We start from the raw sequence: 24223 nt of genomic DNA, 5'->3' as shown, positions 1-24223 counted from the left end.
ATCCCCATTCCCCGACACAATGGCTCAACCATCCGATAGAATCCGAGCCAAGTGCCTGTGCATCGACATTGAAACCGCCCGGCAGGATAGCCTAAAGCTGCGGGAGATTGGCGCGTATCGACCGGACACCGATGCCCGTTTGCGTTTATCCGGCAAGGCTGCCGATCTGACACAAAAGCTGGATCACATCAGCGAAGGCGCGGCGTTTGTGTTGGGGCATAACGTGATTGCCTTCGATCAGCCAGCTTTATCCGTGTTGCATCCCGATCTTGCTTTGCACCGCTTGCCTTTGGTCGATACGCTGGAGCTGTCGCCGGTGGCCTTTCCGCAGAATCCTTATCACCGCCTGGTGAAGGACTACAAACTCTGCACCACTACCCGCAACGACCCGGTCCGCGACGCGGAACTGGCTTATGAGCTGTTTTTGGATCAGGCCGACGCCTTGCGCCAGCGGGTGGCTGAACATCCTGACGAGGCGTTGTGCCTGCATTTTTTATTGGCGCCGGAAAACGGCAAGGGCGTAGCGAATTTCTTCGCGACCTTGCGCGCGGCGCTAAGGCCGTCGTTAATCGATGCGCAAGCGGCTTGGCGGCGGGCTACCGACGGCAAGGTGTGCCGGGCCGGGCAGCAACACATCGTCAACGACTATTTGCCGGAGCCGGATTGGCACAAGCCGTTGGCTTACGTACTGGCCTGGTTGCGGGTTTCGGGCGGCAATTCCGTACTGCCGCCTTGGGTGAGTTTGGCCTTTCCAAAAACCAGAGAGTTGATCGCCTCCTTGCGCGATGTGCCGTGCGGTGACGCCGAATGTGATTGGTGCAGTGAACAACACGATCTGTCGCAACTGTTGCCGCGCTATTTTCCGGGCATCACGCAGTTTAGGCCGACGCCGACTACCGAGGATGGCAAGTCCCTGCAACAGACTATCGTCGAACACGGCTTTGCCGGCACGCCGACGCTGGCGATTTTACCGACCGGTGGCGGCAAATCGCTGTGTTACCAATTGCCGGCGCTGGCGCGGTTTTACCGCAACGGTAGTCTGACGGTGATCATCTCGCCGTTGTAATCCTTGATGAAGGATCAGGTCGATAACCTGGAAGCGCGCGGCATCACTTGCGCCGGTTACATCAACAGTTTGCTCAACCCCATGGAGCGGCAGGTGATGCTGGATAAGTTGCGGCTGGGCGATTTGGGTCTGATCTTTGTCGCGCCGGAACAATTTCGCAGTAGCGCATTTGCCAAGGCCTTGCTGCATCGGGAAGTCGGCGCCTGGGTGTTCGACGAGGCGCATTGCCTGTCCAAATGGGGCCACGATTTTCGTCCGGATTATTTGTACGTGTCGCGCTTTATCAAGGCCCGGCAAAAGGACAAGCCGTCGCCGGTGTTTTGTTTTACCGCTACCGCCAAACCGGATGTGGTGCAAGACATCGTTGAGCATTTTCGCAAGCGCCTCGGCATTTCGCTGGCCTGCTTGACCGGCGGTGTCAGTCGGGAAAACCTGTTGTACGAAGTGCATGCGGTGCCTGCCCAAGCCAAATATCCGGAAGTGCTGCGTTTGCTGGAGCAAAGCTTGCGCGATGAGGGCGGCGCCATCGTGTTTTGCGCCCGGCAGAAGACCGTGGAGGAAATGGCCGAATTTTTAAAACAGGCCGGCCTGGATTGCGGCTACTTTCACGGCGGCATGCAGCCCGAGCAAAAGCGCCAGGTGCAGGAAGCTTTTATCGCCGGCGAACTGCGCGTCATCGCCGCCACCAATGCCTTTGGTATGGGTGTGGATAAAGCCGATGTGCGGCTGGTGATCCATTTGGATACGCCGGGTTCCTTGGAAAATTATCTACAGGAAGCGGGCCGGGCGGGCCGCGATCAAGACTTGGCGCGCTGTGTGTTGCTGTACGACGATGCTGATCTGGATGTGCAGTTTCGGCTGTTGCGCAATTCCAGGCTGACGCAACATGACATTTCCGCCATTCTAAAAGCCTTGCGTGGGATCGAGCGCAAGGATCGCAGCGAAGGTTCGGTGGTGGTCACCAGCGGCGAAATTTTGTTGGAAATTCCGGACAAGCATGGCATCGATCCCGACGCCGCCGATGCCGACACCAAAGTCCGCATCGCCGTGGCCTGGCTGGAAGAGGCGCGTTTGCTGGAGCGCCAGGAAAATCATACCCGGGTATTTCCGGGCAGTTTGCAGGTGGTCAGCATCGATGAAGCCAGAGTGTTGCTGCAGAAAAAACTGGGGCCGAACACCGACATCGAGCCATACATCGCGCTGCTGTCGCAATTGTTTTATAGCGAAGACGACGAAGGCATCAGCACCGACGATTTGATGCTGGCTACTGGCCGTAATTCGCACGACGTGCAGAGCATGTTGCGGGACTTGGATCGTTTCAAACTGGTTTCCAACGATACCGAAATCGGCGTGACGCTGTACCGAGACCCCGATACCGCCGACAGGCTGGACGACTTGCGCAAACTGGAAGACGCTTTGATTGCCAGTCTGCGCGAGGCCGCGCCGGATGCTGATCGCGAGCAATGGCAGATTTTGAATGTGCGGTGGCTATGCGACAGCTTGCGCCGCGAGGCTGGCGTGGAATTGACGCCGGACAAATTGACCCGTTTGATGAAGTCGTTCGCCGAAGCCTTTGGCGATGGCACCGGCCTGCGCGGTTTTTTCGCGTTGCGTCCGGCCGGACAGGATAATCGCTATCTGAAATTGCTGCGCAGCTGGCAGGACATCGACACCATCCGCCACAAACGCATGCGGCTGGCTCAGGCGTTGCTGAATTACTTTCTAGCAAAGCGCCAGGGCAATAATCTGCTGGTCACTTGCAAGCAGGGCGATTTGGAAGCGGCTTTGCAAGCCGATCTGACTTTGCAGTATCTGGATGTGCGGGATTGGCAACTGGCCTTGGCGGCGGCGCTGATTTATCTGGACAGCAACGAAGTTTTGCATCTGGCGCGCGGCAAGGCGGTGTTCCGCGCGGCGATGAGCATTCAGCTGAATGCCGAAGCCCGGCGCCGGCAGTTTAAAAAGTCCGACTACGCCGAACTGGCTTTGCATTACAAGGACAAGATTATCCAGGTGCATGTGATGGCCGAATACGCCCGGCTGGCGCTGGGTAAGATTCAGGCGGCGATGGCGTTTATCGTCGATTACTTTGGCATGGATAGACACGAATTCGTGCGCCGCTATTTCGCCGGTCGCCAGGATATTCTGGAAATGGCGACCACCGAAGCCGCGCATAGGCGCATCCTCACCGACTTGCAAAACCCCGAGCAACAGGCCATCGTCGCCGCGCCGCCGGAAGGCAGTCAATTGGTATTGGCCGGCCCCGGCTCCGGCAAGACCAAGGTGATTGTGCATCGGGTGGCTTGGTTGCTGCGGGAATGCATGGTGTTGCCGGAAGACATTATGGTGTTGAGCTATAACCGCTCGGCTGCCGTCGAAATCCGTAAGCGTTTGTGGGCCCTAATCGGCGCCGATGCGGCCGGGGTGACCGTGCAAACCCTGCACAGCCTGGCGATGCGGCTGACCGGCACCAGTTACGCGGTAGCCGCCGAGCATGGCGAGACGGTCGATTTTTCTGCCGTTATCAAAAACGCCACCGCGCTTTTAAAACAAGCGGAGCAGGGCGACGAGCTGGGGCCGGGTATCCAACGCGACCGCTTGTTGTCCGGTTTGCGCTATTTGCTGGTGGATGAATATCAGGACATCAATGCCGACCATTACCAGCTGATTAGCGCGCTGGCCGGTCGGGCGATCAACAGCGAGGAAGACAAATTGTCGTTGTTGGCGGTGGGCGACGATGACCAAAATATTTATGCCTTTGACGGTGCCAATGTGCGCTTCATTAAACAGTTTGCCACGGACTATCAGGCCAAAACCTACTATTTGACTGAAAATTATCGGTCCACCGTGCAGATCATCCATTGTGCAAACCGGGTGATTGCGCCGGCTCGGGAGCGGATGAAAACGCAGCACGCTATCCAAATTAATTACGCGCGCCGGGATGCGGCGGACGGCGGCGAATTTGCCGAACTGGATAGTTTGACGCAAGGCCGGGTACATATCCTGGAAACGCCGGGGCTAATCAATGGGGAAGTCGAAGTGGCGTTGGCCGAGCTGGTGCGGCTGAATCATTTGGCAAACGCGGGCCAAGTCAGCCATTGGGGCCGGTTTGCGGTGATTGCCAGACATTGGGAAACATTGGAGCCTCTGGCCGAATTATGTCGTCTACAAGGGATCCCGGTGAGGCTGCTGCGTGACAGTGCTTTGCTGAATTTGCACGGCACAAGGGAAGGCCACAGCTTACTGGCTTTGTTGAACAAGCTGCGGAGCAAGTCCGGTAAATCCAGAGTATTGCTGCGCTACGGAACCTTGTCGCGCTGGTTTAAGCGCCGCTACCGGCAATCAGTCGATGAGCTGATCGAACATCCTTATCGAGCCATGCTGGCGCAATTCATCATTGCCTCCGAGGCGGTCGCTCCGGGTTGTCAGCATGTGGTTAGCAACGTTGTCGAAGCGCTTTACGAATTCGGTTCCGGTAGCCAGTCCGGGGCAAACGATAGCCGGCACGCCCCATTACTGTTATTGACAGCGCATCGAGCCAAGGGTTTGGAGTTTGACCATGTGCTGATTCTGGACGGCGGCGGCTGGCAGCACAGCAGCGATGACGAGCGACGGCTGTTTTACGTGGCGATGACCCGTGCTCGCAAAACCCTGACTTTGTGCGTCAAGCTGGGCGGGCGGCATGCTTTTATCCGGGACTGCGAGGCGCTTTGCGTTAAAACCCAACCGCAATTCGGTCGAGAATTTCCAGTGCTGGGTCAACGTACTTGGGTGGCTAACCTTGAACAAGTTTGGCTTGATTGGCCGGGATACTATGGGCCGGATAAGCCTATTCATCGGGCGATTGCGGCATTGGAGCTTGGTAGCGAGTTGATATTGCGAACCAGAAGCGATGGGCAAAGCGGCTGGGAACTTGCCGATTTAAACGGCATGGCCGTCACGCGGATGGCCAAGGCTTTTATGCCGCCAGCAGGTAGGATAGTGGCGGTGCGGGTTGCCGCCTTTTCGGTAAGGCATAAAACCGCCGGCGATACCGAAAGTCTGCGTTGCGAGCATTGGGAATTGGTATTGCCGGAAATTCTGTACGTACCGAGTTCAATCGACGGAACGGTCTAAGTTTTTCGGAGCCGCTCCCGTTGTTCCCGTGTAGGCGGGAACCCAGAAAAGTCAAAATTCCGAATCCCCGCCTGCACGGGGATGAAGATTAATTCAGCGATGCTCCGGGAGGCGCCGGCCTTAGCTTTTCAGCTTGGCAATCAACATCTTGTTCACTTCACCCGGGTTGGCCTTGCCTTGGGTTTCTTTCATGATCTGCCCGACCAAAGCCATCAACGCTTTGTCCTTGCCGGCCCGATATTGCTCGACTGGCACCGGGTTGGCGGCTATCACTTTATCGACGATGGCTTCTATCGCACCGCTGTCGGTGATCTGCTTCAAGCCTTCTTTTTCGATGATTTCGTCGGCGCTGTCGGTGCTGTTCCAGAGCTTATCGAATACCTGTTTGGCGGTTTTGCCGGAAATGGTGTTGTCGGCAATGCGTTTGAGCAGGCCGGCCAGGCGCTCGGCATTGACCGGGCAATCGCCGATTTCTAATCCGGCTTTGTTCAATGCGCCCAACACGTCGCCGGTCAGCCAGTTGCCGGCCAGCTTGGCTTCGTCGCCCGAGGCTTTGACGACTGTTTCGTAAAAGTCGGCCAATTCGCGCGACGACGTCAAGGTAGTAGCGCTTTCGTTATCCAGGGCGTATTGCTCGATGAAACGCTGTTTCTTGGCATCCGGCAGTTCTGGTAGCGAGGCGCGAATTTCGGTTTTCAACGCTTCTTCGATCAATACCGGCAGCAAGTCTGGATCGGGGAAGTAACGGTAATCGTTGGCTTCTTCCTTGCTGCGCATCGAGCGGGTTTCGTCCTTGTTGGCGTCGTAGAGGCGGGTTTCCTGAACCACTTTGCCGCCGCCTTCGATCACATCGATCTGCCGCTCGATTTCGTGATTGATGGCTTTTTCAACGAATTTGAAGGAGTTGATGTTCTTGATTTCTGCACGGGTGCCGAATTCGGCTTGGCCTTTCGGGCGCACCGAGACGTTGGCGTCGCAGCGAAACGAGCCTTCCTGCATGTTGCCATCGCAGATTTCCAGGTAGCGCACCAGTTCGTGTAGTTTGCGCATGTAGGCCACGGCTTCCTTGGCGGAGCGCATGTCCGGCTCGGAAACGATTTCCAGCAGGGGTGTGCCGGCGCGGTTCAAGTCGATGCCGGTCAGGCCGTGAAAATCTTCGTGGAGGGATTTGCCGGCGTCCTCTTCCAGATGGGCGCGGGTGATGCCGATGCGTTTGCTGACACCATCGACTTCGATGTCCAGATGGCCATTGCCGACGATAGGCAGTTCGAACTGGCTGATCTGGTAGCCTTTCGGTAAGTCCGGGTAAAAATAGTTTTTGCGGGCGAACACCGAATGCGGGGCAATCTCGGCATCAATCGCCAAGCCAAAGGTGACGGCTTTACGCACGGCGTCTTTATTCAATACGGGCAAAACCCCCGGCAAGCCCAAGTCGACCGCGCAGGCCTGGGTATTGGGTTCCGCGCCGTAAGCGGTGGCGGCACCGGAGAATATTTTCGATTTCGTGGAGAGTTGGGTGTGGATTTCCAGGCCAATGACGGCTTCCCATTGTGAGTTCATTTGTGGTTCCTTTAAAGCTTATTCGGCAAAAACGTCGTTCAAGTCGATTTGCAGGTCGGGGAATAAATGCGGAGCGGCGATTTCGTTGCCCGGATATAAGCCGCGCAATTGATATTTATCCTGCTCGTCCAGCACGAATTGCTGCACGATTTGTTCGTAGGGAAATACCAGCCAGTATTCTCTTACGCCGCTTTCTTCGTATAAGTCGTATTTCAGGCGCACTTCTTTTCGGCTGTTACCGGGCGACAAGACTTCAATGATCCAGTCCGGCGCGCCGTCGCAGCCTTGTTCGGTGAGTTTGTCCTGATCGCAAATCACGCATAAATCGGGTTGCACCACGCTATATGCGTCGCCGTTCGCAAGCAGCGATTTGCGGCGGTCGTAGAGTTTGACGTCGAAGGGTGCCACGTAAACGTTACAAGGTTTGTGTTTGAAGTGGCTGCCCAAACTCAAAAACAAGTTACCGGTGACAGTTTGATGTTTCCTGCTCGGCGCCGGCGACATCGCCACTATCTTGCCCTTGATCAACTCGACACTTTCCTCCAATCGCCAGGTCAGGTAATCGGCGTAACTGTAAGTGCCGTTCAAATCCAATTGCGAAAGTTGCGTAATAGGCGCCATGTGCCTCTCCCGTGTTATTCGAAACCCTTTGGTGCTTGCAAATGCCAGTCGGTGACTTGCTGGTAGCGGTGGCCGACATTCAGCAACTTGGCTTCGCTGAAATAATTGCCTATCACGTGTAAGCCCACAGGTTTGCCGTCCATGAATCCGGCCGGAATCGACATCGCCGGCAAACCCGCCAAGTTGATGGCAATGGTGTAAATATCTTCCAGATACATCTGAATCGGATCGCTGGTTTTTTCGCCGATTTTGAATGCCGTGCTTGGCGTGACCGGGCCCATTAGTACGTCGACTTCGCTCAAAGCGCGTTTGAAGTCGTCACTGATCAGGCGGCGCACTTGCTGGGCTTTTAAATAATAAGCGTCGTAATAGCCGGCAGACAGTGCGTAAGTGCCCATCAGTATCCGGCGTTTGACTTCCGCGCCGAAGGCTTCACCGCGCGAGCGAGTGTAGAGGTCGGTCAGATCGGCCGGGTTCTGGCAGCGGTAGCCGAAACGCACGCCATCGTAGCGCGACAGGTTGGACGAGCATTCGGCCGAGGCGATCACATAGTAGGCCGGGATTGCCAAGTTCAGATTGGGCATGTCCACTTCTTTGACCTCCACGCCCAGTTTTTGATATTCAGCAACGGCGGCGTGGATGGCGGCGGCCATTTGGCTGTCCAATTCGGCGCTGAAAAACTGTTTCGGCAGGCCGATTTTCATGCCTTGCAAACTATCGTTCAGGCTGGCGCTGTAGTCAGGTACGGGGTGATCGACGCTGGTCGAATCTTTGGGGTCGAAGCCCGCCATGACTTGCAGCAATAGGGCGGCATCCTCGGCGCTACGGGCCATCGGTCCGCCTTGGTCCAAGCTGGATGCATAAGCGATCATGCCGTAGCGCGATACCCGGCCGTAAGTCGGCTTTAATCCGGTGATGCCGCACAGCGCGGCTGGTTGGCGAATCGAGCCGCCGGTGTCTGTGCCGGTTACCGCAGGCGCCAGACGCGCCGCGACAGCCGCCGCCGAGCCGCCGGACGAGCCACCGGGGACGCAATCGGTCGCCCAAGGGTTGCGCACCGGGCCGTAGAAACTGTTTTCGTTGGACGAGCCCATCGCAAATTCGTCCATGTTCAATTTGCCCAGCATCACCGCGCCGGCACTATTGAAGTGTTCAACCACCGTGGCATCGTAAGGGGCTATGAAGTTATCCAGCATTTTCGAGCCGCAGCTGGTTTTAGTGCCTAGCGTGCAGAAAATATCTTTTTGGGCGATGGGGGTGCCGGCCAATGGCCCAGCGTTGCCGGCAGCAAGCAGTTGATCGGCGGCCTGGGCTTGTTGCAAGGCGCTGTCGGCGCTGACGGTAATAAATGCGTTCAAGTCCTGGTGCTGCTTGATGCGTTCCAGGAAATGTTGGGTCAGCTCGACACTGGAAAATTCTTTGCTGCGCAGCCCGGCTGCCAGTTCGCTAAGGGGTTTGGTATGCATAATCGTCCTTAATCGATGACTTTGGGAACCAGGTACAATCCGGCTTCGGTTTGCGGGGCGATGGTTTGGAAATGGTCGCGGTGATCGCTCTCGGTCACAGCATCTTCGCGCAGGCGCTGCATTTGATCCAGCGGGTGCGCCATGGGTGTCACGCCGGTCGTGTCTAATTGGCCCATTTGCGTCATTAATTCCAGTACGCCCGATAGGTCTTTTGCATAGTGTTCGACATCTTGTTCCGCAATGCCCAGCCTCGCCAGGTGAGCGATTTTTTTAACGTCATTCGCCGTTAACGACATTCTTGTAACTCCAGGTTTTCTTAGTAAAACTATGATACTTTATATCTTGCTCAAATACCTGCTTGATTGTTAAAGTAGCGGGATTTTCCGTGTGCGCTTAGGGTACTGCATAAAATGTTTAAAAGAATTCGTGGCCTGTTTTCCAATGATTTGTCGATCGATTTGGGTACGGCAAATACGCTGATTTATGTTCCGGGCCAGGGAATCGTACTCAACGAGCCTTCCGTGGTGGCGATTAAAGAAGACAAAATTCGCGGCCAAAAAACCATCGCGGCTATCGGTGCCGACGCCAAAAGCATGTTGGGCCGTACGCCCGGCAATATTACCGCTATTCGGCCGTTGAAAGACGGCGTGATTGCCGACTTTGCGGTCACCGAGCGCATGCTGCGGTTTTTTATCAAAAAAGTCCACGAAAACAAACTGTTGCGGCCCAGTCCGCGGATTCTGATCTGCGTGCCTTGCGGCTCTACGCAAGTGGAACGGCGGGCAATTCGTGAATCGGCGGCCATGGCGGGTGCTAGAGAAGTATATTTGATTGAAGAGCCGATGTCGGCTGCAGTCGGTGCCGGATTGCCGGTGGATACTGCACACGGTTCGATGGTGCTGGATATTGGCGGCGGCACTTCAGAGGTGGCGGTGATTTCCTTGAATGGTATCGTTTATTCGGCGTCGGTCCGAATCGGCGGCGACCGCTTCGACGACGCCATCATCAGCTATGTGCGCCGTAATTACGGCACTTTGATTGGCGAAGCGACTGCCGAAAAAATCAAACATCAAATCGGCGCGGCCTATCCTGGCAGCGAAGTGCGGGAGATGCAGGTCACCGGCCGCAATTTGGCCGAGGGCGTGCCGCGCAGCTTTTCATTGAACAGCAATGAAATTCTGGAAGCCTTGCAAGAACCCTTATCGGGCATCGTTAGCGCTGTTAAAGTGGCCTTGGAACAAACTCCGCCTGAACTGGGTGCGGATGTGGCCAGTCGCGGTATCGTGTTGACCGGAGGTGGCGCATTGTTGAAAGACATCGACCGCTTGATTTCCGAGGAAACCGGCCTGCCGGTGTATATCGCCGACGATCCTTTGACTTGCGTAGCCCGCGGCGGCGGCATGGTGTTGGAAATGTTGGACTCTAAAGGTGCTTCAGCGTTTTCTTTGGAATAAACGCTGTACCGAAATATCTCTGAAAGGCCGATGTGACCGCGTAAAGCGGCTACAGCGGCCTTTTCTACGAATTTATGCCGCTCGGCACATGAACTGCCCATGAGCGGAGCTTGATTGTTCTTGCTGTCGCGTCGATGGGTGCCGGTCTTGCCCGTCGCGTTTTGATTGTTAGAGGTTTGCCATAAAACTCTTATTTGCCAAAGGCCCTTCACTTAATACCCGCTTACTGGTGGCATTGCTGGTATCAATTTCGATGTTAGTGATTGATTATCGCAGTGAACGCCTGGACCGGTTGCGCTCCTTGTTATCGGTGTTCACCTATCCCTTACAATCGCTGGCCAGTCTACCTGTCGATTTTTATCAGACCGTGTCCGGAACGGTGATTTCTTTTGTGGAGCTGCAAAAGGAAAACCGCCGCTTGAAAGAGGCTCAGTTCGTCAACGATGCGAAATTGTTGAAATTCGCAGCCTTGGAAAAGGAAAACACCCGGCTGCGAATGTTGCTGGAAAACTCCTTTCAGCTGGGCGAACAGGTGCTGGTAGCGGAACTGGTGTCGGTAAAACTGGCGCCTTACGAACACACCGTGGTGGTCAACAAAGGCTCGCGTTTTGGCGTGCATCCGGAACAGCCTGTTTTGGATGCCAACGGCATCGTCGGCCAGGTGGTGCGGGCCTTGCCGTCCAGCTCGGAAGTGATGCTGATCACCGATCCCGACCATGCCGTCCCGGTACAGGTTAACCGCAACGGTTTGCGTACCATCGCTTTCGGTACCGGCCAGCCCAATCGTCTGCATTTGCCGTTTCTGGCTAATAACGCGGACATCGTGCCAGGGGATTTGCTGGTTACCTCCGGACTTGGCGGCGTATTTCCGGCCGGTTATCCGGTCGCGGTAGTGGATAAATTCGAAGCCAGGCCAGACAAATCCTTTGCCAATATTTACGCCACGCCCAAGGCGGAATTGGATAAAAGCCGCGAGTTTTTGATCGTCTGGAGTCATTCCACGCCGGTGGTGTTAGGCGAGCAGGGTAAAGCGCCAGCCGAGCCGGAAGCCAAGGAAGCCGAGCATGTCGCGCCTTGATTTTGCCGCTACCATTTACTTCATCGTTACCATAGGCGCGGCGATGGTGCTGCGGGTAATGTCACTGTTTCCCAGTATGGATGTATTCAATCCGGACTGGATTGTATTGGTGTTAATTTATTGGTCCATTGCCTTGCCGGAACGGTTTGGCGTATTCAGCGCTTGGTCGATAGGTTTGTTGACTGACGTATTAACCGGCCGTTTGCTGGGGCAGTACGCCTTGATTTATGCGCTGATTTGCTATTTCAGTATCAACGAGCATCGGCGTTTGCGGCAATTTCCGATGGTGCAGCAATGCTTGTTTGTGTTTTTGTGCTTGTTTGCATCGCAGAGCATTATTTTCGGCACCGAAAGCATGCAAGCCGGCAATCGCCTATCCCTGGCGTTTTGGTATCCGGTATTATCCGGCACCTTGGTGTGGCCGCTGGTGTTTGTGGTGCTGCGTTATATCCGGGTAATGGCACGCATCGTCTAACGGAGCATGGATAGAAAATTCGCCATTAAAGATCCGCTCGCCGAAAGTCGCTTATTTTTAAGCCGCATCGTCGCGGCGTTTATCTTGATCCTGTTTTTGATCGCCGGTTTGGTTACCCGTTTGGTGTATTTGCAGGTGGTCGGTCACGAGCACTATGCAACCTTGTCCAAGGACAACCGCATCAAAATTTCGCCCTTGCCACCCACCCGTGGCGTGATTTACGACCGCAAGGGCCGGATGCTAGCGGAAAATGTGCCGACCTACAGCTTGGAGTTGATTCCAGAGCAAATCGAAAATCTCGACGACACGCTAGTCAGATTGCAAAAGCTGCTGGATATTTCCGAGGAAAAAATCGATTTGTTTCAAAAGCAGCGTAAGCGCAACAAATCCTTCACCAGTACGCCGTTGCTGCAGAATCTCAGCGACGAGGAAGTCGCTAAATTTGCCGTGGTCAGGCCGTATTTCCCCGGTGTCGATGTCTACGCTCGCTTGGTGCGGCATTATCCTTACGGCGACTTGGCTTCTCATGTGGTCGGCTATGTCGGTCGGATCAACGAAAAGGAAATGCAAACTTTGCCGCTGGCCAAATATCGCGGCACCAACCACATCGGCAAAACCGGCATCGAAAAAACCTATGAAGAGCATTTGCTGGGCACCGCCGGCTACGAGGAAATAGAAACCAATGCGCAGGCCAGGGCCGTCAATACTGTAGCGACGGTGGAGCCGGTGGCCGGTTCCAATATCTACCTGACGCTGGACATCGATTTGCAAAAAATCGCCTACGATGCCTTGTCGGAATACAACGGCGCCGCGGTGGCGATAGAAATCAAAACCGGCGGGGTGCTGGTGTTCGCCAGCCGGCCCGGTTTCGATCCCAATCCGTTTGTTTCCGGGATTTCCGGCAAAGAATACAAAGCCTTGCAGGATTCGCCGGATCAGCCTTTATACAACCGGGCCTTGCGCGGCCAGTATCCGCCGGGTTCCACCGTCAAGCCGTTTCTAGGCTTGGCCGGTCTGGAATATGGCGTCACCGATTTTAACCACCGTTTGTTCTGTCCGGGTTATTACAAGCTGCCGAATGTCGATCACAAGTATCGCGACTGGAAAAAGTGGGGGCACGGTATGGTGGATATGAACGAGGCTATTACCCAGTCTTGCGACGTGTATTTTTATGACCTGGCCTTAGCATTGGGTATCGATAAGATGCACGACTTTATGGACAAATTCAGTTTCGGTCGAAAAACCGGTATCGATTTGGTCGGCGAGGTCGATGGATTGATGCCGTCTAAGGAATGGAAAAAACATTACCGTAGCCAGGCCTGGTTTCCGGGCGAAACGCTCATTACCGGCATCGGTCAGGGTTACACGCAGGCCACGCCGCTGCAGTTGGCTCACGCTACTGCTACGCTGGCTAACTACGGCAAAGTGATCACACCGCATTTGGTGCACAGTATTATCAGCGCTGATTACGCGGACATGATAGGCGGTAAAGCCGATGCACTAATTCCGCTGAAAACCCAAAATGTCGATAACATCATCAAAGGCATGACCAACGTGGTGCACGGAGCGCGGGGTACCGCCGGCCGTTTGGCTAAGGCCATCACCTATCAAATTGCCGGCAAGACCGGCACCGCGCAAGTGTTTACCATCAAGCAGGAAGAGAAATACAACGAGGACGCCATCGATTTTAAAATGCGCGACCATGCTTTGTTCATAGCCTTTGCGCCAGTCCACGACCCGCAAATTGCGGTGGCGATCATTGCCGAGCACGGCGGCCACGGCGGCTCGGTGGCGGCGCCGATTGCCGGCGAAATTATCGATGCCTATCTGAATCAAAAAAAGGAGCCGTAGCCATGAGAACCGAAATGCGCAATGAGCAGTTTCAGCCGCCGTCGCTGCTAGGCAATTTACTCAGAAAGCTGCATATCGACATCCCGCTGTTCATCGGCTTGTTGCTGATTTGCGCCACCAGTTTTGTGATTTTATACAGTGCCGGCGGCCAGGAAGTGCCGTTGCTGATTCGGCACGCCACCCGTATGGGTTTCGCCATTTTATTGATGATCGTGTTGGCGCACGTCAATCCGCGTCGTTTCCAGAGTTTTTCGGTGGCCTTGTTCTCGATTTGCGTGTTGTTGTTACTGGCAGTGGCGGTAATGGGGCAGATCAGTATGGGCGCTCAGCGTTGGCTGGATCTGGGTTTCTTTCGTTTTCAACCGTCCGAATTTACCAAAATCAGTGCGCCGATGATGGTGGCCTGGTATCTGTCGGAACGGGCCTTGCCGCCCAAGCCCAAGCATGTGTTGGGCGCGGCGACGTTGTTGATTGTGCCGGTTTTGCTGATTGCAAAACAGCCGGATTTGGGGACCTCCTTGCTGGTAGCCAGTTCCGGGGCCGCAGTGTTGTTCTTCGCTGGCTTGTCGTGGTGGTTCATGCTAGGCATTGTGGCTTTACTGGCGTCCTTGACCCCGGTGTTGTGGCATTTCATGCGCGACTATCAGCGCAACCGCGTATTGACGTTTATGAATCCGGAAGCGGACCCCATGGGCGCCGGTTACCATATCATTCAATCCAAGATTGCCATCGGTTCCGGCGGCATCAATGGCAAGGGCTGGTTGGGCAGTAGTCAAGCGGAACTGGATTTTTTACCGGAAAGCTCCACGGACTTTATCTTTGCGGTGTTTGCCGAGGAGTTTGGCTTGTTCGGCTGCGTCGGGCTGCTGGTTTTGTATCTGCTGGTCATCAGCCGGTGTTTCTACATTGCCGTGCAAGCCCAGGATACCTACTCGCGCTTGTTAGCCGGCAGTTTGGCCTTTACTTTTTTTGTCTACGTTTTTGTGAATATCGGCATGGTGATCGGCGTGCTGCCGGTGGTCGGCGTGCCGCTACCATTGATTAGCTACGGCGGCACCTCGATGGTGACGCTGATGGCCGGCTTCGGTATTCTGATGTCCATCCATACCCACCGTAAATTACTACCTGTTTAATTGGCTTATGAATATGCACACGAAACTATCCGCTTGGCTTTTAGCTGCTACGCTACTGGGTCCGGTTTCCGCCTCCGCTGAAGTTGCCGAAACAGACAGCTTCAAACAGTTTATCCACAACATGGTCAAACAGCAGCATTTCAACGAAGCTGAATTGCGGAATTTGTTCAAGGCCGTGCAAATCCAGCAGCCGATTTTGGATGCGATGTCCAAACCGGCGGAGGGCAAGCCCTGGTTTCAGTATCGCGAGATATTCATGACCGAGGCGCGTATTGCGGGCGGTGTGCAGTTTTGGAAAGACAACGAGGCAACCCTAAAAGCCGTGGAAAGCCAATACGGCGTGCCGGCGGAAATCATCATCGCCATCATCGGCGTGGAAACCAAATACGGCGCGCATACCGGTAAATATCGGGTGATTGACGCCCTGGCGACTTTGGGTTTTGCCTATCCGCCCCGCAGCGAATTCTTCCTGAAGGAACTGGAGCAATTTCTGGTGCTGGCCCGCGAAGAGCACATGGACCCGCTGCAGCCCATGGGGTCGTACGCGGGTGCCATGGGACTGCCGCAATTCATGCCCAGCAGTTTTCGGGGCTACGCCAAGGATTTTGATCTGGACGGCAAACGGAATATCTGGACTAACAGCGCCGATGCGATTGCCAGCGTGGCCAATTATTTCGTGCGCAACCAGTGGCAACCGGGCGGGGCTGTCGCTTACCCGGTTAGTGCCCGTGGCGAAGCCTATCGGCAAGCATTGAGCAAGGGCGTCAAGCCGGATACGAATGTCGGCGAATTGCGTCGTTTAGGAGTCGATGTGCCGACGCAGTTGGCCGCCAGTGAAACCGTCAAACTGCTGGCTTACCAGCAACAGGTGGGCGAAGATTTATGGGTGGGCCTGCATAACTTTTATGTCATCACACGCTATAACCACAGCCCGCTTTACGCTATGGCGGTGTATCAACTCAGCCAGGCTATTGCCGCCCGCAAGGCTTCGTAAGCGTGATTGCCATTGTTGGACTATTCTTGTCCGGCACTGGCAAATACAAGCTTGCCAGCGCGTCCATCTGACTTTACACGGCCGATTCTGTCGGCCCTGTTTCAACTGGCAGCCGGCCTATGCAATTTGATTCGTTTTTATTTCTGATTTTTTGGCTAATCGTTTTAGCCCTGCATTATTCGATACGCAATTGGCGAACGCAAAAAATCGTTCTGCTAATCGCCAGTTATTTGTTCTACGCCGCCTGGAATCCGCCATTCGTGGTGCTGTTATGGATTTCCACCACCGTAGACTTTTTTCTGGCCAAAACCATGGCGGCGGCAAAAAGCCAGGAACGCCGCAAAGGTTTGCTGACGATTAGTTTGTTGGTGAATCTTGGTTTTCTGGGTTTTTTCAAATACGCGGATTTCTTGAACCAAAGTTTTGCCGGTTTGCTCGGGTTGGCCGGAATAAACTATCAACCGCTGCCTTTGGGCATTGTGTTGCCGATCGGTATTTCCTTTTATACCTTCCAAACTTTGTCCTACACGCTGGACGTTTATCAACGCAAAACGCCAGCCGAAACCAGCTTTCTGGATTTTTCCTTGTTTGTGACCTTTTTTCCGCAACTGGTGGCCGGGCCAATTGTCCGCGCACCCCAGTTTCTGCCCCAGTGTAAAGCCCCGCAAAAAGCCACCAGTCAGCAATTCGTTTGGGGGCTGACGCTATTTTTATTCGGAATTTTCGCCAAAGCCATTTTGGCTGACACTGCCTTAGCGCCGGTAGTCGATCAGATTTACGCTACGCCCAGTGCGTTTGCCGCGCAGGATGTTTGGCTGGGTGTGTTGGCGTTTTCCGGGCAAATCTTTTTCGACTTTGCAGGCTACTCCTTATGCGCCATCGGTGCTGCGCTGACTTTGGGTTTTAGCCTGCCCGATAATTTTCATTGTCCTTATGGCGCGCTGGGCTTTTCGGATTTCTGGAAGCGCTGGCATATCTCGCTGTCCAGCTGGTTACGGGATTACCTGTATTTTAGTCTCGGCGGCAGCAGAGGTAAGCCCGTTAGGACCGTCTTCAATCTGGTATTGGTGATGATCTTGGGTGGGCTATGGCATGGTGCGGCCTGGACTTTTGCGGTATGGGGATGTTTGCACGGCTTGTTTTTAGTGGTCGAACACGGCATCAAGCAAGTCACGGCTTATCGTCCGCTTGGGCTTGCGCCAAAACTGGTGCTGATTGTGCTGACCTTTTTGCTGGTGTCGCTGACCTGGATTCCGTTTCGTGCGCAAGGCTTCGACAACTTAGCGGCAATATTAGGGGCACTGACCAATACCACGGGCAGTAGTGAATTGGGGATGCTCAGCCGGATTGTCGTCGTGACCGTCATGGCAACAACGTTGATTTGGCATATCGTCAGCCGGGACATCAGGCTTGAACAACGATTCGACAGTTTTTCGCCCATGGTCAAAACCAGCCTCGTCGCCTTGTTGATGGTTTGTGTGGGTATTTTTTCTACGGGTGATAGTCGTGCATTCATATACTTCCAATTCTAGTGATCGTTTGCCCCAGCAAGCCCTTAAACGCAGCGTTCTGGCGGGGATGGCGATTGCCGTGCTGCTGTTGACGGTTGTCGAGCTGAGGTTACGGCAAATCGGCTTTCAGCCCACTGTGCAGGACAGCAAGGAGTTGTGGGCCACCGAACGCACTAAAGCCGCGTTGCTGGGTAAGCAGGCCCTGATCCTGGTTGGCGACTCGCGCATGCAACTGGATGTGGATTTGGATGTATTGGCTGCCGCAACCGGCTTAACCCCAGTGCAACTGGCGATAGACGGTTCGGAGTTTTTGCCGGTGTTGGCTGATTTGGCCGCCGATGACAGTATTACCGGCACCGTACTGGTGTCCGGCGATGTCTGGAAATTGGTGGAAAAATCGCACACCGATCGCGCCAACGAATGGATCAGCTTTTACCACAAAGAATACAAAGACCTGGTGGCGCCCAAGCTGGAAACGCTACTGAAAAGTCGGGTGCAACAATGGTCTGCGTTATACGCCAGCGGCATGCCGGCCAGCGATTTGTTGATACGGTTGATTACGCCGGGCAAAGTCAGGCCGCTTTATCTCAGCACAAAGCCCAATCGGCAACGCGATGCAGATTATCAATTGGTCGACCAGCCGATGTTTTATATTCAGCGGGTGTTGCGTAACCTTGGGCAAACGGTCGATCTCGCTAAAGTAGCCTCGCAAGCCGATTTCGAACGTCTGGTGATTGACGCTTTGCAGCAATCGGCACCGACCCATTACGCGCCGGAGCAGTTTTTCTACGTCAATCGCCTGACAGACCGGATTTTGGAGCGGGGCGGCAAAATCGCCTTTATCAACTTCCCGATGGCAGGATTGATTTTCGCCATTGATGAGTATAGAAGCCCACGTGAATTTGGTTGGGATGTATTTGCCGCTCATAGCCGAGCAATAACTTTTAATTCTCAGGATTATCCGGCGTTAAACTTTGCATTGCCGGACGGCTCGCATTTGGATATGCGAGATAAACAGGCATTTACCACACAGCTGGTTTCGGGATTAAAAGCTAAAGCGGTTTTTTGAAATCGCCTATACATAAGAGCGATTATTAACCCCGTCCTTAAATTCTTTGCGGCTGGCATTCCCAAGGCGGGAAACCATTGTCGCAAGTCAAGCACACAGTCGCCCGCGGGAGTTAAGGGTGGGATAGCAAGATTCTGCGCAGGCAATGTAACGATGAGGCAAATTGATGGAAGACGATAAAACCGTTTTCATGGGTGTCGGTCCGTTTAACGTAGCGGAAGTAGATGCTGATCGCACCGTATTGGTCAAGCCGGAAACGCTACTGGTCGATTTGCTGAATATTAGCGGACAAGTGATAGCCAATTACGTCTTCGAGAACAGTTTCAGCGTGGGGCGTGCCCAAGAGAACTCGGTGGTCGTCAACGATCAATCCATCAGCCGGCATCATTTGCAAATCAAGCGCGAAGCGGACGGCTGGTGGCTTTATGATTTAAACAGTACGCACGGCGTGTATCTGGATAAGCAAAGACTGGCCGCCAAAACCAAGTTGCAGTTGCCGGTGTTGTTGGGTCTGGGCGTTTCACCGTTTGAACTAAAAATCGCCTCGGCAAATGCAAGACCCGTTTTGCCCACGCCTAAAGACGACGCCACTTTATTTGCCGCTGCGCAAACGCCGGTTTTAAATCAGCCCATAGCCCCACCACCCAAGCCGCAACGGAATTTATCTGCCGACGCCATCAAAAACCGCCTGTTGTCCGAAGAAGAATCGGCGGATATGGGCGATTACACGCGCATGGTGCGGCGGGTGATCCGCGAGGATAGAACCGTCAGAACCAAAAACTATAAAAAACTGATTTGGTCCTTGGGAATCTTGTTTGTGATAGCCGCCGGCTTGGTCACTTACCAATACCTGGCGCTGGACAATGCCCGTAAGCTGGCGATCAACATGTTTTACGACGTCAAAACCCTGGAAGTCAGTTTGTCGCAAGCCGATATTCGCTTGGCGGAAAATATCGAATCTCTGGGTAAGGCTCTGGAGGAGTTAAAGGACGAAAAACTAAAGGTCTCGCAGGAGCGCATCAAAGCCGAACAGGCGAAAATTCTGGAAGAAAAAAAACGCCTGGCCGAGGAGCGGCAAAAGCTGAAGCTAATGAAAGCCAAGTATCAGGAATACCTGAAAGAAATCGATTTTCTACGCCTGAGCTTCCCGACCGACGAACAATACGAACGCGAGTTAATCACGCGGGTGGTCAGAGGCTTTGGCGAAAGTGAGCTGGAACTGCCTGAAGAATTTGTCACGCAAGTGCGGCAATACATCAAAAATTGGCAAGATACCGGCAGATTGCGCCTGGCTATTAAAAACATGCAAGACAACCAATACGGCCCGATGGTGCTGGAAGCCTTGGATAAGGAAGGTCTGCCCGCTTATTTTATGTATTTGCCGCTGCAGGAAAGCAATTACGACACGAAAGCGATAGGGCCGGAAACGCGCTTTGGCATTGCCAAGGGGGCCTGGCAATTCTTAGCCACCACCGGCCAGGAATACGGTTTACTGCCCGGACCGCTAGCAAATGTCAGAGAATACGACGAGCAGGATGCGCGTTTTGATTTTGCGCAGGCCACCCAAGCTGGCGCCAAATACCTGAAATACATCTACAGCAAGCAGGCGCAGGCATCGGGCTTGTTGGTGATGGCCAGTTATAACTACGGCCACAATAAGGTACGCGGGATGGTGGAAAAAATGCCGGATAACCCGCGCGACCGCAACTTCTGGAAATTCATCCAGCAATACGAAATTCCAGTAGAAACCTATGATTACGTGTTTTACATCGTCTCGGCGGCGGTGATAGGCGAAGACCCTAAGCATTTCGGTTTCGACTTTAGCCCGCCACTTCTACAGCTAACTCAGGCCGTCAATTGAGTTTCTGTTTTTGTTCCAGCGCAACGCCCAATGATTTGCATCGGCTAATGAACGGGCACTAAAGCGGAAATTTTTGCCAAGCTGTTTTATCATGGTGTCGACAAGGATGTGTCTGCTCCCGGGCTGGGCTCGGGTGTTTATAACTGACAAGGATTTTCGATGCCTCCCCGCACTATATCCCTTCGGCTGTTTTCGGTTTCCGCGCGCTGCATTTTTACCTGTCTGCTGGCAATTGCCGCTCCTGGTGCGAGCCAGGCCGGATTAAATGACGCAACTCATAATCTTCCCATTAATCCGACGCCGCAGCACCCGGCCTTCTTGCTTGAGTTGGGCAGTGCGCCTTCTGCACTATCTCATACCCTGCCCGGTGTCCAGATCGTGCAAGGCCAAGCGCTGCCGGAACCGCAAGCCGGCGTCAGTTGGCAAGTCGAACCTGATGCTGTCAACGTGTTGCATGCCGGCTTTGGCGCATGGCCGGCGGCTTTTCGGTTCAACTTAACCCAGCCTGCGGCGGGTGATTTTAAATTTTGGGCGCGCTGGCGGCAGGGCGGCGATCCAAATGTTTGCGTACAGACTTTTGAAATCTGGGCGGGACCGGATACCGGTCAGTTGGCGTTGCGCGGCAGCTTTGCGCTGAAACCCAGCGGCTGGGAATACGCCTGGATGACCGGTGATAAGCCGGTGCCGCTGAAAGCCGGTGATACGGTGATCGAAATTCGCAACAGCGGCAATGGTCACGATGCCAAAGTGTTCGATGCGTTTTTGTTGGCTCCGCCGTGGGCGGCGTTGCCCTGGGAGGGTCGTGCGGATCAACCGGCAGTGCTCTTGGAATTAGGCAAGGCGCCAATCTTGGCGGCGTTGCCCAAGCCGCGCTATCTCGACGTTGTTACTGGTAGCGCCACGGCAGGCCACAATACCGGCGCACTGGCCATCGAGCAGGATGAAGCATTATTGTTTCATCAAGGGTTTGGCGATTGGGGCGGTAGTTTTCGTTTTGCATTGCCGACAGCCCTTAAGCCCGGGGAATATCGATTGCTGGCCCGCTATAAAAGCGGCGGCGAAGTGTCTCAGGTCAAACAACGCTTCATCGTCAAGGCCGGTGCAAAACCTGAAGAACTGGCGACTCGCACCGAGTTTGACCTGACTAACAACACCCCGTGGGAATACCAATGGTTGCCGGCATCCGCCGGTGTGACATTGTTGCCTGGCGACCGTTGGCTGGACATCGAAAATAGCGGCAAGGCCGACGGGGCCAAAGTTTTCGACGCATTTTTATTAATACTTGATAAGCCGGTCGGCGATTGGATGTCCGCCGAGCAAGCGCAGGCCAGAAATCGCTTTTTGGCGTTGACCAAACCTGCCGCCGCAGGCCCGCGACGCCTCTATCTGTTGGATGGCAAGGGCGAACATGCCGAGAGGTTATTTCGCGGTTTGGCTGCGGATGCGGCGCGACCGGTCTATGAAAATTTGCCGGTCACTTATTTGCTCGGCCCCGCAGCCGAAGCGATGGCCGGGCAGTTAAATATTAAGACTCTGCCCGCCGCAGTAATCGCCGACGACCATTTCACCGTGCTCGGCGTCTTGACTCAACCGGCCGCAGCAGCGGAGGTGCTCAAGTTTCTGACTGAACCCGGCAAATTCGGCACTATGCCGATACCCGCCCAAGTGAATCCACTGCCGCCGACACCGTTGCAAAACGGTGTGCCAATGGCTTGGCTGGTCGGCGGTTTGCAGGACGGCCAAGCCGGCGTATCGGTGTTTGGCCTGGATACGGAAACTATCTTACGGCCCAATCCTGAGCAAGCCTATCTGAGCCTGGAAATGATGGGCGGCAAAATGCGCGATTGGCGCATCGCGCCAACCCAAGCCAACGGTGACGCCGACATTGAAGCCAACACTGCACATGCCTACGGTTGGTCGCGCGGTACTGGCTATGCGCAGCTTTACATTCATGCCCAGCAAGCAAGGCCAACGCTGTTGCATCTAAGGCAATCCGGTATCAAATCAGCCGGCTGGCTGGATGGTCAATCTATTACGTTTACCGATGATCCAAGCCCACCCGCCGGCTTTGCGAAATCCATGGGTGCTCAAGCCAAAACGCTATTGCATGGCTTGACCACCGAAGGCTTGCTGGCCACCGCCAGCGCCGAGCGCATGCAATCGCCGCAAGTGGCGACGCTAAACCTGACTCCTGGCTGGCATAGCCTGCTGCTGAAACTGGTAATGCAACATGAGCAAGGACAGCGCTTTTATTTCTCCGGTGTATTCACCGATCCGGCCGGGCAGACATTGACAGGCTTGACAACCCAAGTTAGCGATCCCGATGCCGATCTGGCTTTACAACAGATTGCCACAAAGTTACGGCCCATCGTGTTCGTTGATGCACCTGCCAACCTGCTGCATCCGGGGGATGCACTGAAGTTAAAGGTGGATTTACGCTGGCAGCCGATTTTGGAAGAAACGACTTTAGCGGCGCCGCTACTGCGCTTCCCGGCAAAATGCCGTCTGCGCCTAGTGGATTACAGCGGCAAACAAATCGCCGAACGGGAAGTCAGCGATACTTTTCCCGGTCAGATTGAAGCCGATTTTGGCAAGCTTCTTGAGCCGGGTTATTACGCGGTCTATCCGTCCTTGTATACGACCGACGGCCGCTTGATCATGCATTATCCAGCCGACGGTTTTAGTGTGGTCGGCGGCAATGCCGCCCAAAAGCAAAGGCTGGCGCAAAAGAAACTCTGGAACAACGATTATTACGCGCTGGCCGACGGGGACAAAAGTTTCAAGCAGTCTGGCGGCTATTTTGCTTGGCTGGAACGGATGGGGATTTTCAGAAGCTACGGCAGCTATCCGGGTTTTGCTCCTGACTATAAGCCGCTGTGGGAACAAGCCAAACAGCGCGGTTTGCAGTTATTTGCCGATTCGTCAGGCGACAGCAATTGGTTGAACGACAAGCCTACTGACGGCCAAAGCTTTATCCAATCTGCGGCGGCTTACACCCGCTATTTTAAAGCCACAAACGAAATAGACATCCGCCATGAAGCCGATTGGCAAGTGCTGCGCGAGCCGGCGCATTGGGTCGAACGAGCGAAATGGGAATATCAACAAGCCCATCAAGCCCGCAGCGATGCGCATTATGTCGGCGGCAGCTTGGTCAGGCCGGGCGAGGGCGATTGGTTTAAACAGGTATTGCAATTGGGTTTGGATAACTACCACGACGCTTGGGACGTGCACGCCTATCCGCAGCAGCCACCGCGTTTTGGCGGGCCGATTGGTAATGGTTCCAACGAAGATGAGCGGGGCGTGTTGGCAAGCTATGCCAGCCTGGGCCGCAGCAACAAATTGCCGTTCTGGCTTGGCGAAACCGGTGCCAAGGCCATGCACGGTTTCAGCGGCCGGCGCTGGCAGGCCGAGCAGGTGGCGAAAATCATCGCCTGGGTCAACAGCCGTCAGGATTATCTGGGCTTAGCGTTTTGCATCGCCCACGAATATGACCTGGCGTACGGCCGAATCTGGGACTATTCCTTGGGCCATAAGCCCGGCGAAGCAGCGATGTATACTGCCGGGGCGCTGATCGACGGTTGGCCTTATCGAGCCGTCGATACCCACGACGATAAGGTCCAGGCTGCCTATTTCGGCGAGACTTTGATGATCTGGCGAACAGATGACGCCCGCAGTGACTGGCCAATACGGCTGGACCCGAGCAAAGCCTGGGTGGCGGTGGATGTCGTCGGGCATGCGCGGGAACTGGCCGTCGACAATGTAGGTCAGGCCATCGTCTCAATTTCCTCCAGCCCCTTGTATCTGTTATCGCGGGCGCATTATCTCCAGGCGATTGCCGATTGACGGACTGCGGAATGGCCGTGTTGGTGGAACGCAACACTGCTTTTTCGAAAATTGCCAAACGATATTGCGTGCGGCATTAATGCTAAATACCTTGGTTTGGCCGCACTACGCGGCTAGACTTGCAC

15 protein-coding genes and 1 pseudogene are annotated in these 24223 nt (G+C 54.6%); 12 read left to right on the top strand and 4 right to left on the bottom strand.

Going from position 1 to position 24223, the window contains the following annotated elements; all coding sequences use genetic code 11:
- Nucleotides 1–19: 19 nt before the first annotated feature.
- Both DDY07_RS24485 and DDY07_RS15895 read left to right on the top strand, forming a co-directional pair.
- Nucleotides 20–1939, top strand: a pseudogene (locus tag DDY07_RS24485) (RecQ family ATP-dependent DNA helicase); the annotation flags it as partial.
- 384 nt (nucleotides 1940–2323) lie between these two features.
- Nucleotides 2324–5182, top strand: a complete 2859-nt coding sequence (locus DDY07_RS15895; RefSeq protein WP_367650920.1) for a UvrD-helicase domain-containing protein — start codon at nucleotides 2324–2326, stop codon at nucleotides 5180–5182.
- 120 nt (nucleotides 5183–5302) lie between these two features.
- Here DDY07_RS15895 and gatB read toward each other — a convergent pair whose 3' ends face one another.
- The 4 genes from gatB to gatC are packed head-to-tail and all read right to left on the bottom strand — an operon-like array spanning nucleotide 5303 to nucleotide 9125.
- Nucleotides 5303–6742: an Asp-tRNA(Asn)/Glu-tRNA(Gln) amidotransferase subunit GatB gene (gene gatB / locus DDY07_RS15890; RefSeq protein ID WP_171696563.1), complete on the bottom strand. Its 1440-nt coding sequence runs from the start codon at nucleotides 6740–6742 to the stop codon at nucleotides 5303–5305.
- 18 nt (nucleotides 6743–6760) lie between these two features.
- Complete coding sequence (locus DDY07_RS15885) at nucleotides 6761–7363, bottom strand: Uma2 family endonuclease (protein ID WP_171696562.1); 603 nt, start codon at nucleotides 7361–7363, stop codon at nucleotides 6761–6763.
- A 14-nt stretch (nucleotides 7364–7377) separates the two neighbouring features.
- Nucleotides 7378–8829: an Asp-tRNA(Asn)/Glu-tRNA(Gln) amidotransferase subunit GatA gene (gatA, locus tag DDY07_RS15880; protein ID WP_171696561.1), complete on the bottom strand. Its 1452-nt coding sequence runs from the start codon at nucleotides 8827–8829 to the stop codon at nucleotides 7378–7380.
- Between the two features lie 8 nt (nucleotides 8830–8837).
- Complete coding sequence (gene gatC, locus DDY07_RS15875) at nucleotides 8838–9125, bottom strand: Asp-tRNA(Asn)/Glu-tRNA(Gln) amidotransferase subunit GatC (RefSeq protein WP_101052070.1); 288 nt, start codon at nucleotides 9123–9125, stop codon at nucleotides 8838–8840.
- A gap of 114 nt (nucleotides 9126–9239) precedes the next feature.
- Between gatC and DDY07_RS15870 the strand changes: the two genes are divergently transcribed.
- From DDY07_RS15870 to DDY07_RS15825, 10 genes are all read left to right on the top strand, one after another.
- Entirely contained in the window at nucleotides 9240–10283 is a 1044-nt protein-coding gene (locus DDY07_RS15870) for a rod shape-determining protein (protein WP_020484718.1), read from the top strand.
- Nucleotides 10284–10464: 181 nt separating this feature from the next.
- Nucleotides 10465–11361, top strand: coding sequence for a rod shape-determining protein MreC (gene mreC / locus DDY07_RS15865; RefSeq protein ID WP_101052071.1), 897 nt, complete (start codon nucleotides 10465–10467; stop codon nucleotides 11359–11361).
- Nucleotides 11348–11836, top strand: coding sequence for a rod shape-determining protein MreD (gene mreD, locus DDY07_RS15860; RefSeq protein ID WP_101052072.1), 489 nt, complete (start codon nucleotides 11348–11350; stop codon nucleotides 11834–11836). The genes mreC and mreD overlap by 14 nt, the downstream gene beginning before the upstream one ends.
- A gap of 6 nt (nucleotides 11837–11842) precedes the next feature.
- Nucleotides 11843–13687: a penicillin-binding protein 2 gene (gene mrdA / locus DDY07_RS15855; protein WP_171696560.1), complete on the top strand. Its 1845-nt coding sequence runs from the start codon at nucleotides 11843–11845 to the stop codon at nucleotides 13685–13687.
- A gap of 2 nt (nucleotides 13688–13689) precedes the next feature.
- Nucleotides 13690–14820: a rod shape-determining protein RodA gene (gene rodA / locus DDY07_RS15850; RefSeq protein WP_171696559.1), complete on the top strand. Its 1131-nt coding sequence runs from the start codon at nucleotides 13690–13692 to the stop codon at nucleotides 14818–14820.
- Between the two features lie 13 nt (nucleotides 14821–14833).
- On the top strand, nucleotides 14834–15814 hold the full coding sequence (gene mltB / locus DDY07_RS15845; RefSeq protein WP_367650886.1) for a lytic murein transglycosylase B: 981 nt from the start codon (nucleotides 14834–14836) through the stop codon (nucleotides 15812–15814).
- A 119-nt stretch (nucleotides 15815–15933) separates the two neighbouring features.
- Nucleotides 15934–17346, top strand: coding sequence for an MBOAT family protein (locus DDY07_RS15840; protein ID WP_171696557.1), 1413 nt, complete (start codon nucleotides 15934–15936; stop codon nucleotides 17344–17346).
- The gene (locus DDY07_RS15835; protein ID WP_171696556.1) at nucleotides 17321–18394 is read left to right on the top strand and encodes a hypothetical protein; all 1074 of its coding nucleotides are present in this window, start codon (nucleotides 17321–17323) and stop codon (nucleotides 18392–18394) included. The genes DDY07_RS15840 and DDY07_RS15835 overlap by 26 nt, the downstream gene beginning before the upstream one ends.
- Nucleotides 18395–18560: 166 nt before the next feature.
- Nucleotides 18561–20255 (top strand): FHA domain-containing protein, encoded by a 1695-nt coding sequence (locus DDY07_RS15830; RefSeq protein ID WP_171696555.1) that lies wholly within the window; start codon nucleotides 18561–18563, stop codon nucleotides 20253–20255.
- A 159-nt stretch (nucleotides 20256–20414) separates the two neighbouring features.
- On the top strand, nucleotides 20415–24098 hold the full coding sequence (locus tag DDY07_RS15825) for a hypothetical protein (protein ID WP_171696554.1): 3684 nt from the start codon (nucleotides 20415–20417) through the stop codon (nucleotides 24096–24098).
- Nucleotides 24099–24223: the final 125 nt, after the last annotated feature.

The organism is Methylomonas sp. ZR1 (assembly GCF_013141865.1).
Classification (GTDB): Bacteria; Pseudomonadota; Gammaproteobacteria; order Methylococcales; family Methylomonadaceae; genus Methylomonas.
This window is presented reverse-complemented; position numbering and strand designations above follow the sequence as displayed.

Bases quoted from the DNA above. Each gene is read 5' to 3' on its own strand.
- gatC (WP_101052070.1), bottom strand. From the start codon at position 9,125: ATGTCGTTAACGGCGAATGACGTTAAAAAAATCGCTCACCTGGCGAGG.
- mreD (WP_101052072.1), top strand. From the start codon at position 11,348: ATGTCGCGCCTTGATTTTGCCGCTACCATTTACTTCATCGTTACCATA.
- gatA (WP_171696561.1), bottom strand. From the start codon at position 8,829: ATGCATACCAAACCCCTTAGCGAACTGGCAGCCGGGCTGCGCAGCAAA.
- mrdA (WP_171696560.1), top strand. From the start codon at position 11,843: ATGGATAGAAAATTCGCCATTAAAGATCCGCTCGCCGAAAGTCGCTTA.
- gatB (WP_171696563.1), bottom strand. From the start codon at position 6,742: ATGAACTCACAATGGGAAGCCGTCATTGGCCTGGAAATCCACACCCAA.
- mltB (WP_367650886.1), top strand. From the start codon at position 14,834: ATGCACACGAAACTATCCGCTTGGCTTTTAGCTGCTACGCTACTGGGT.
- DDY07_RS15825 (WP_171696554.1), top strand. From the start codon at position 20,415: ATGCCTCCCCGCACTATATCCCTTCGGCTGTTTTCGGTTTCCGCGCGC.
- DDY07_RS15830 (WP_171696555.1), top strand. From the start codon at position 18,561: ATGGAAGACGATAAAACCGTTTTCATGGGTGTCGGTCCGTTTAACGTA.
- rodA (WP_171696559.1), top strand. From the start codon at position 13,690: ATGAGAACCGAAATGCGCAATGAGCAGTTTCAGCCGCCGTCGCTGCTA.
- DDY07_RS15895 (WP_367650920.1), top strand. From the start codon at position 2,324: ATGCTGGCTACTGGCCGTAATTCGCACGACGTGCAGAGCATGTTGCGG.
- DDY07_RS15885 (WP_171696562.1), bottom strand. From the start codon at position 7,363: ATGGCGCCTATTACGCAACTTTCGCAATTGGATTTGAACGGCACTTAC.
- DDY07_RS15840 (WP_171696557.1), top strand. From the start codon at position 15,934: ATGCAATTTGATTCGTTTTTATTTCTGATTTTTTGGCTAATCGTTTTA.
- DDY07_RS15870 (WP_020484718.1), top strand. From the start codon at position 9,240: ATGTTTAAAAGAATTCGTGGCCTGTTTTCCAATGATTTGTCGATCGAT.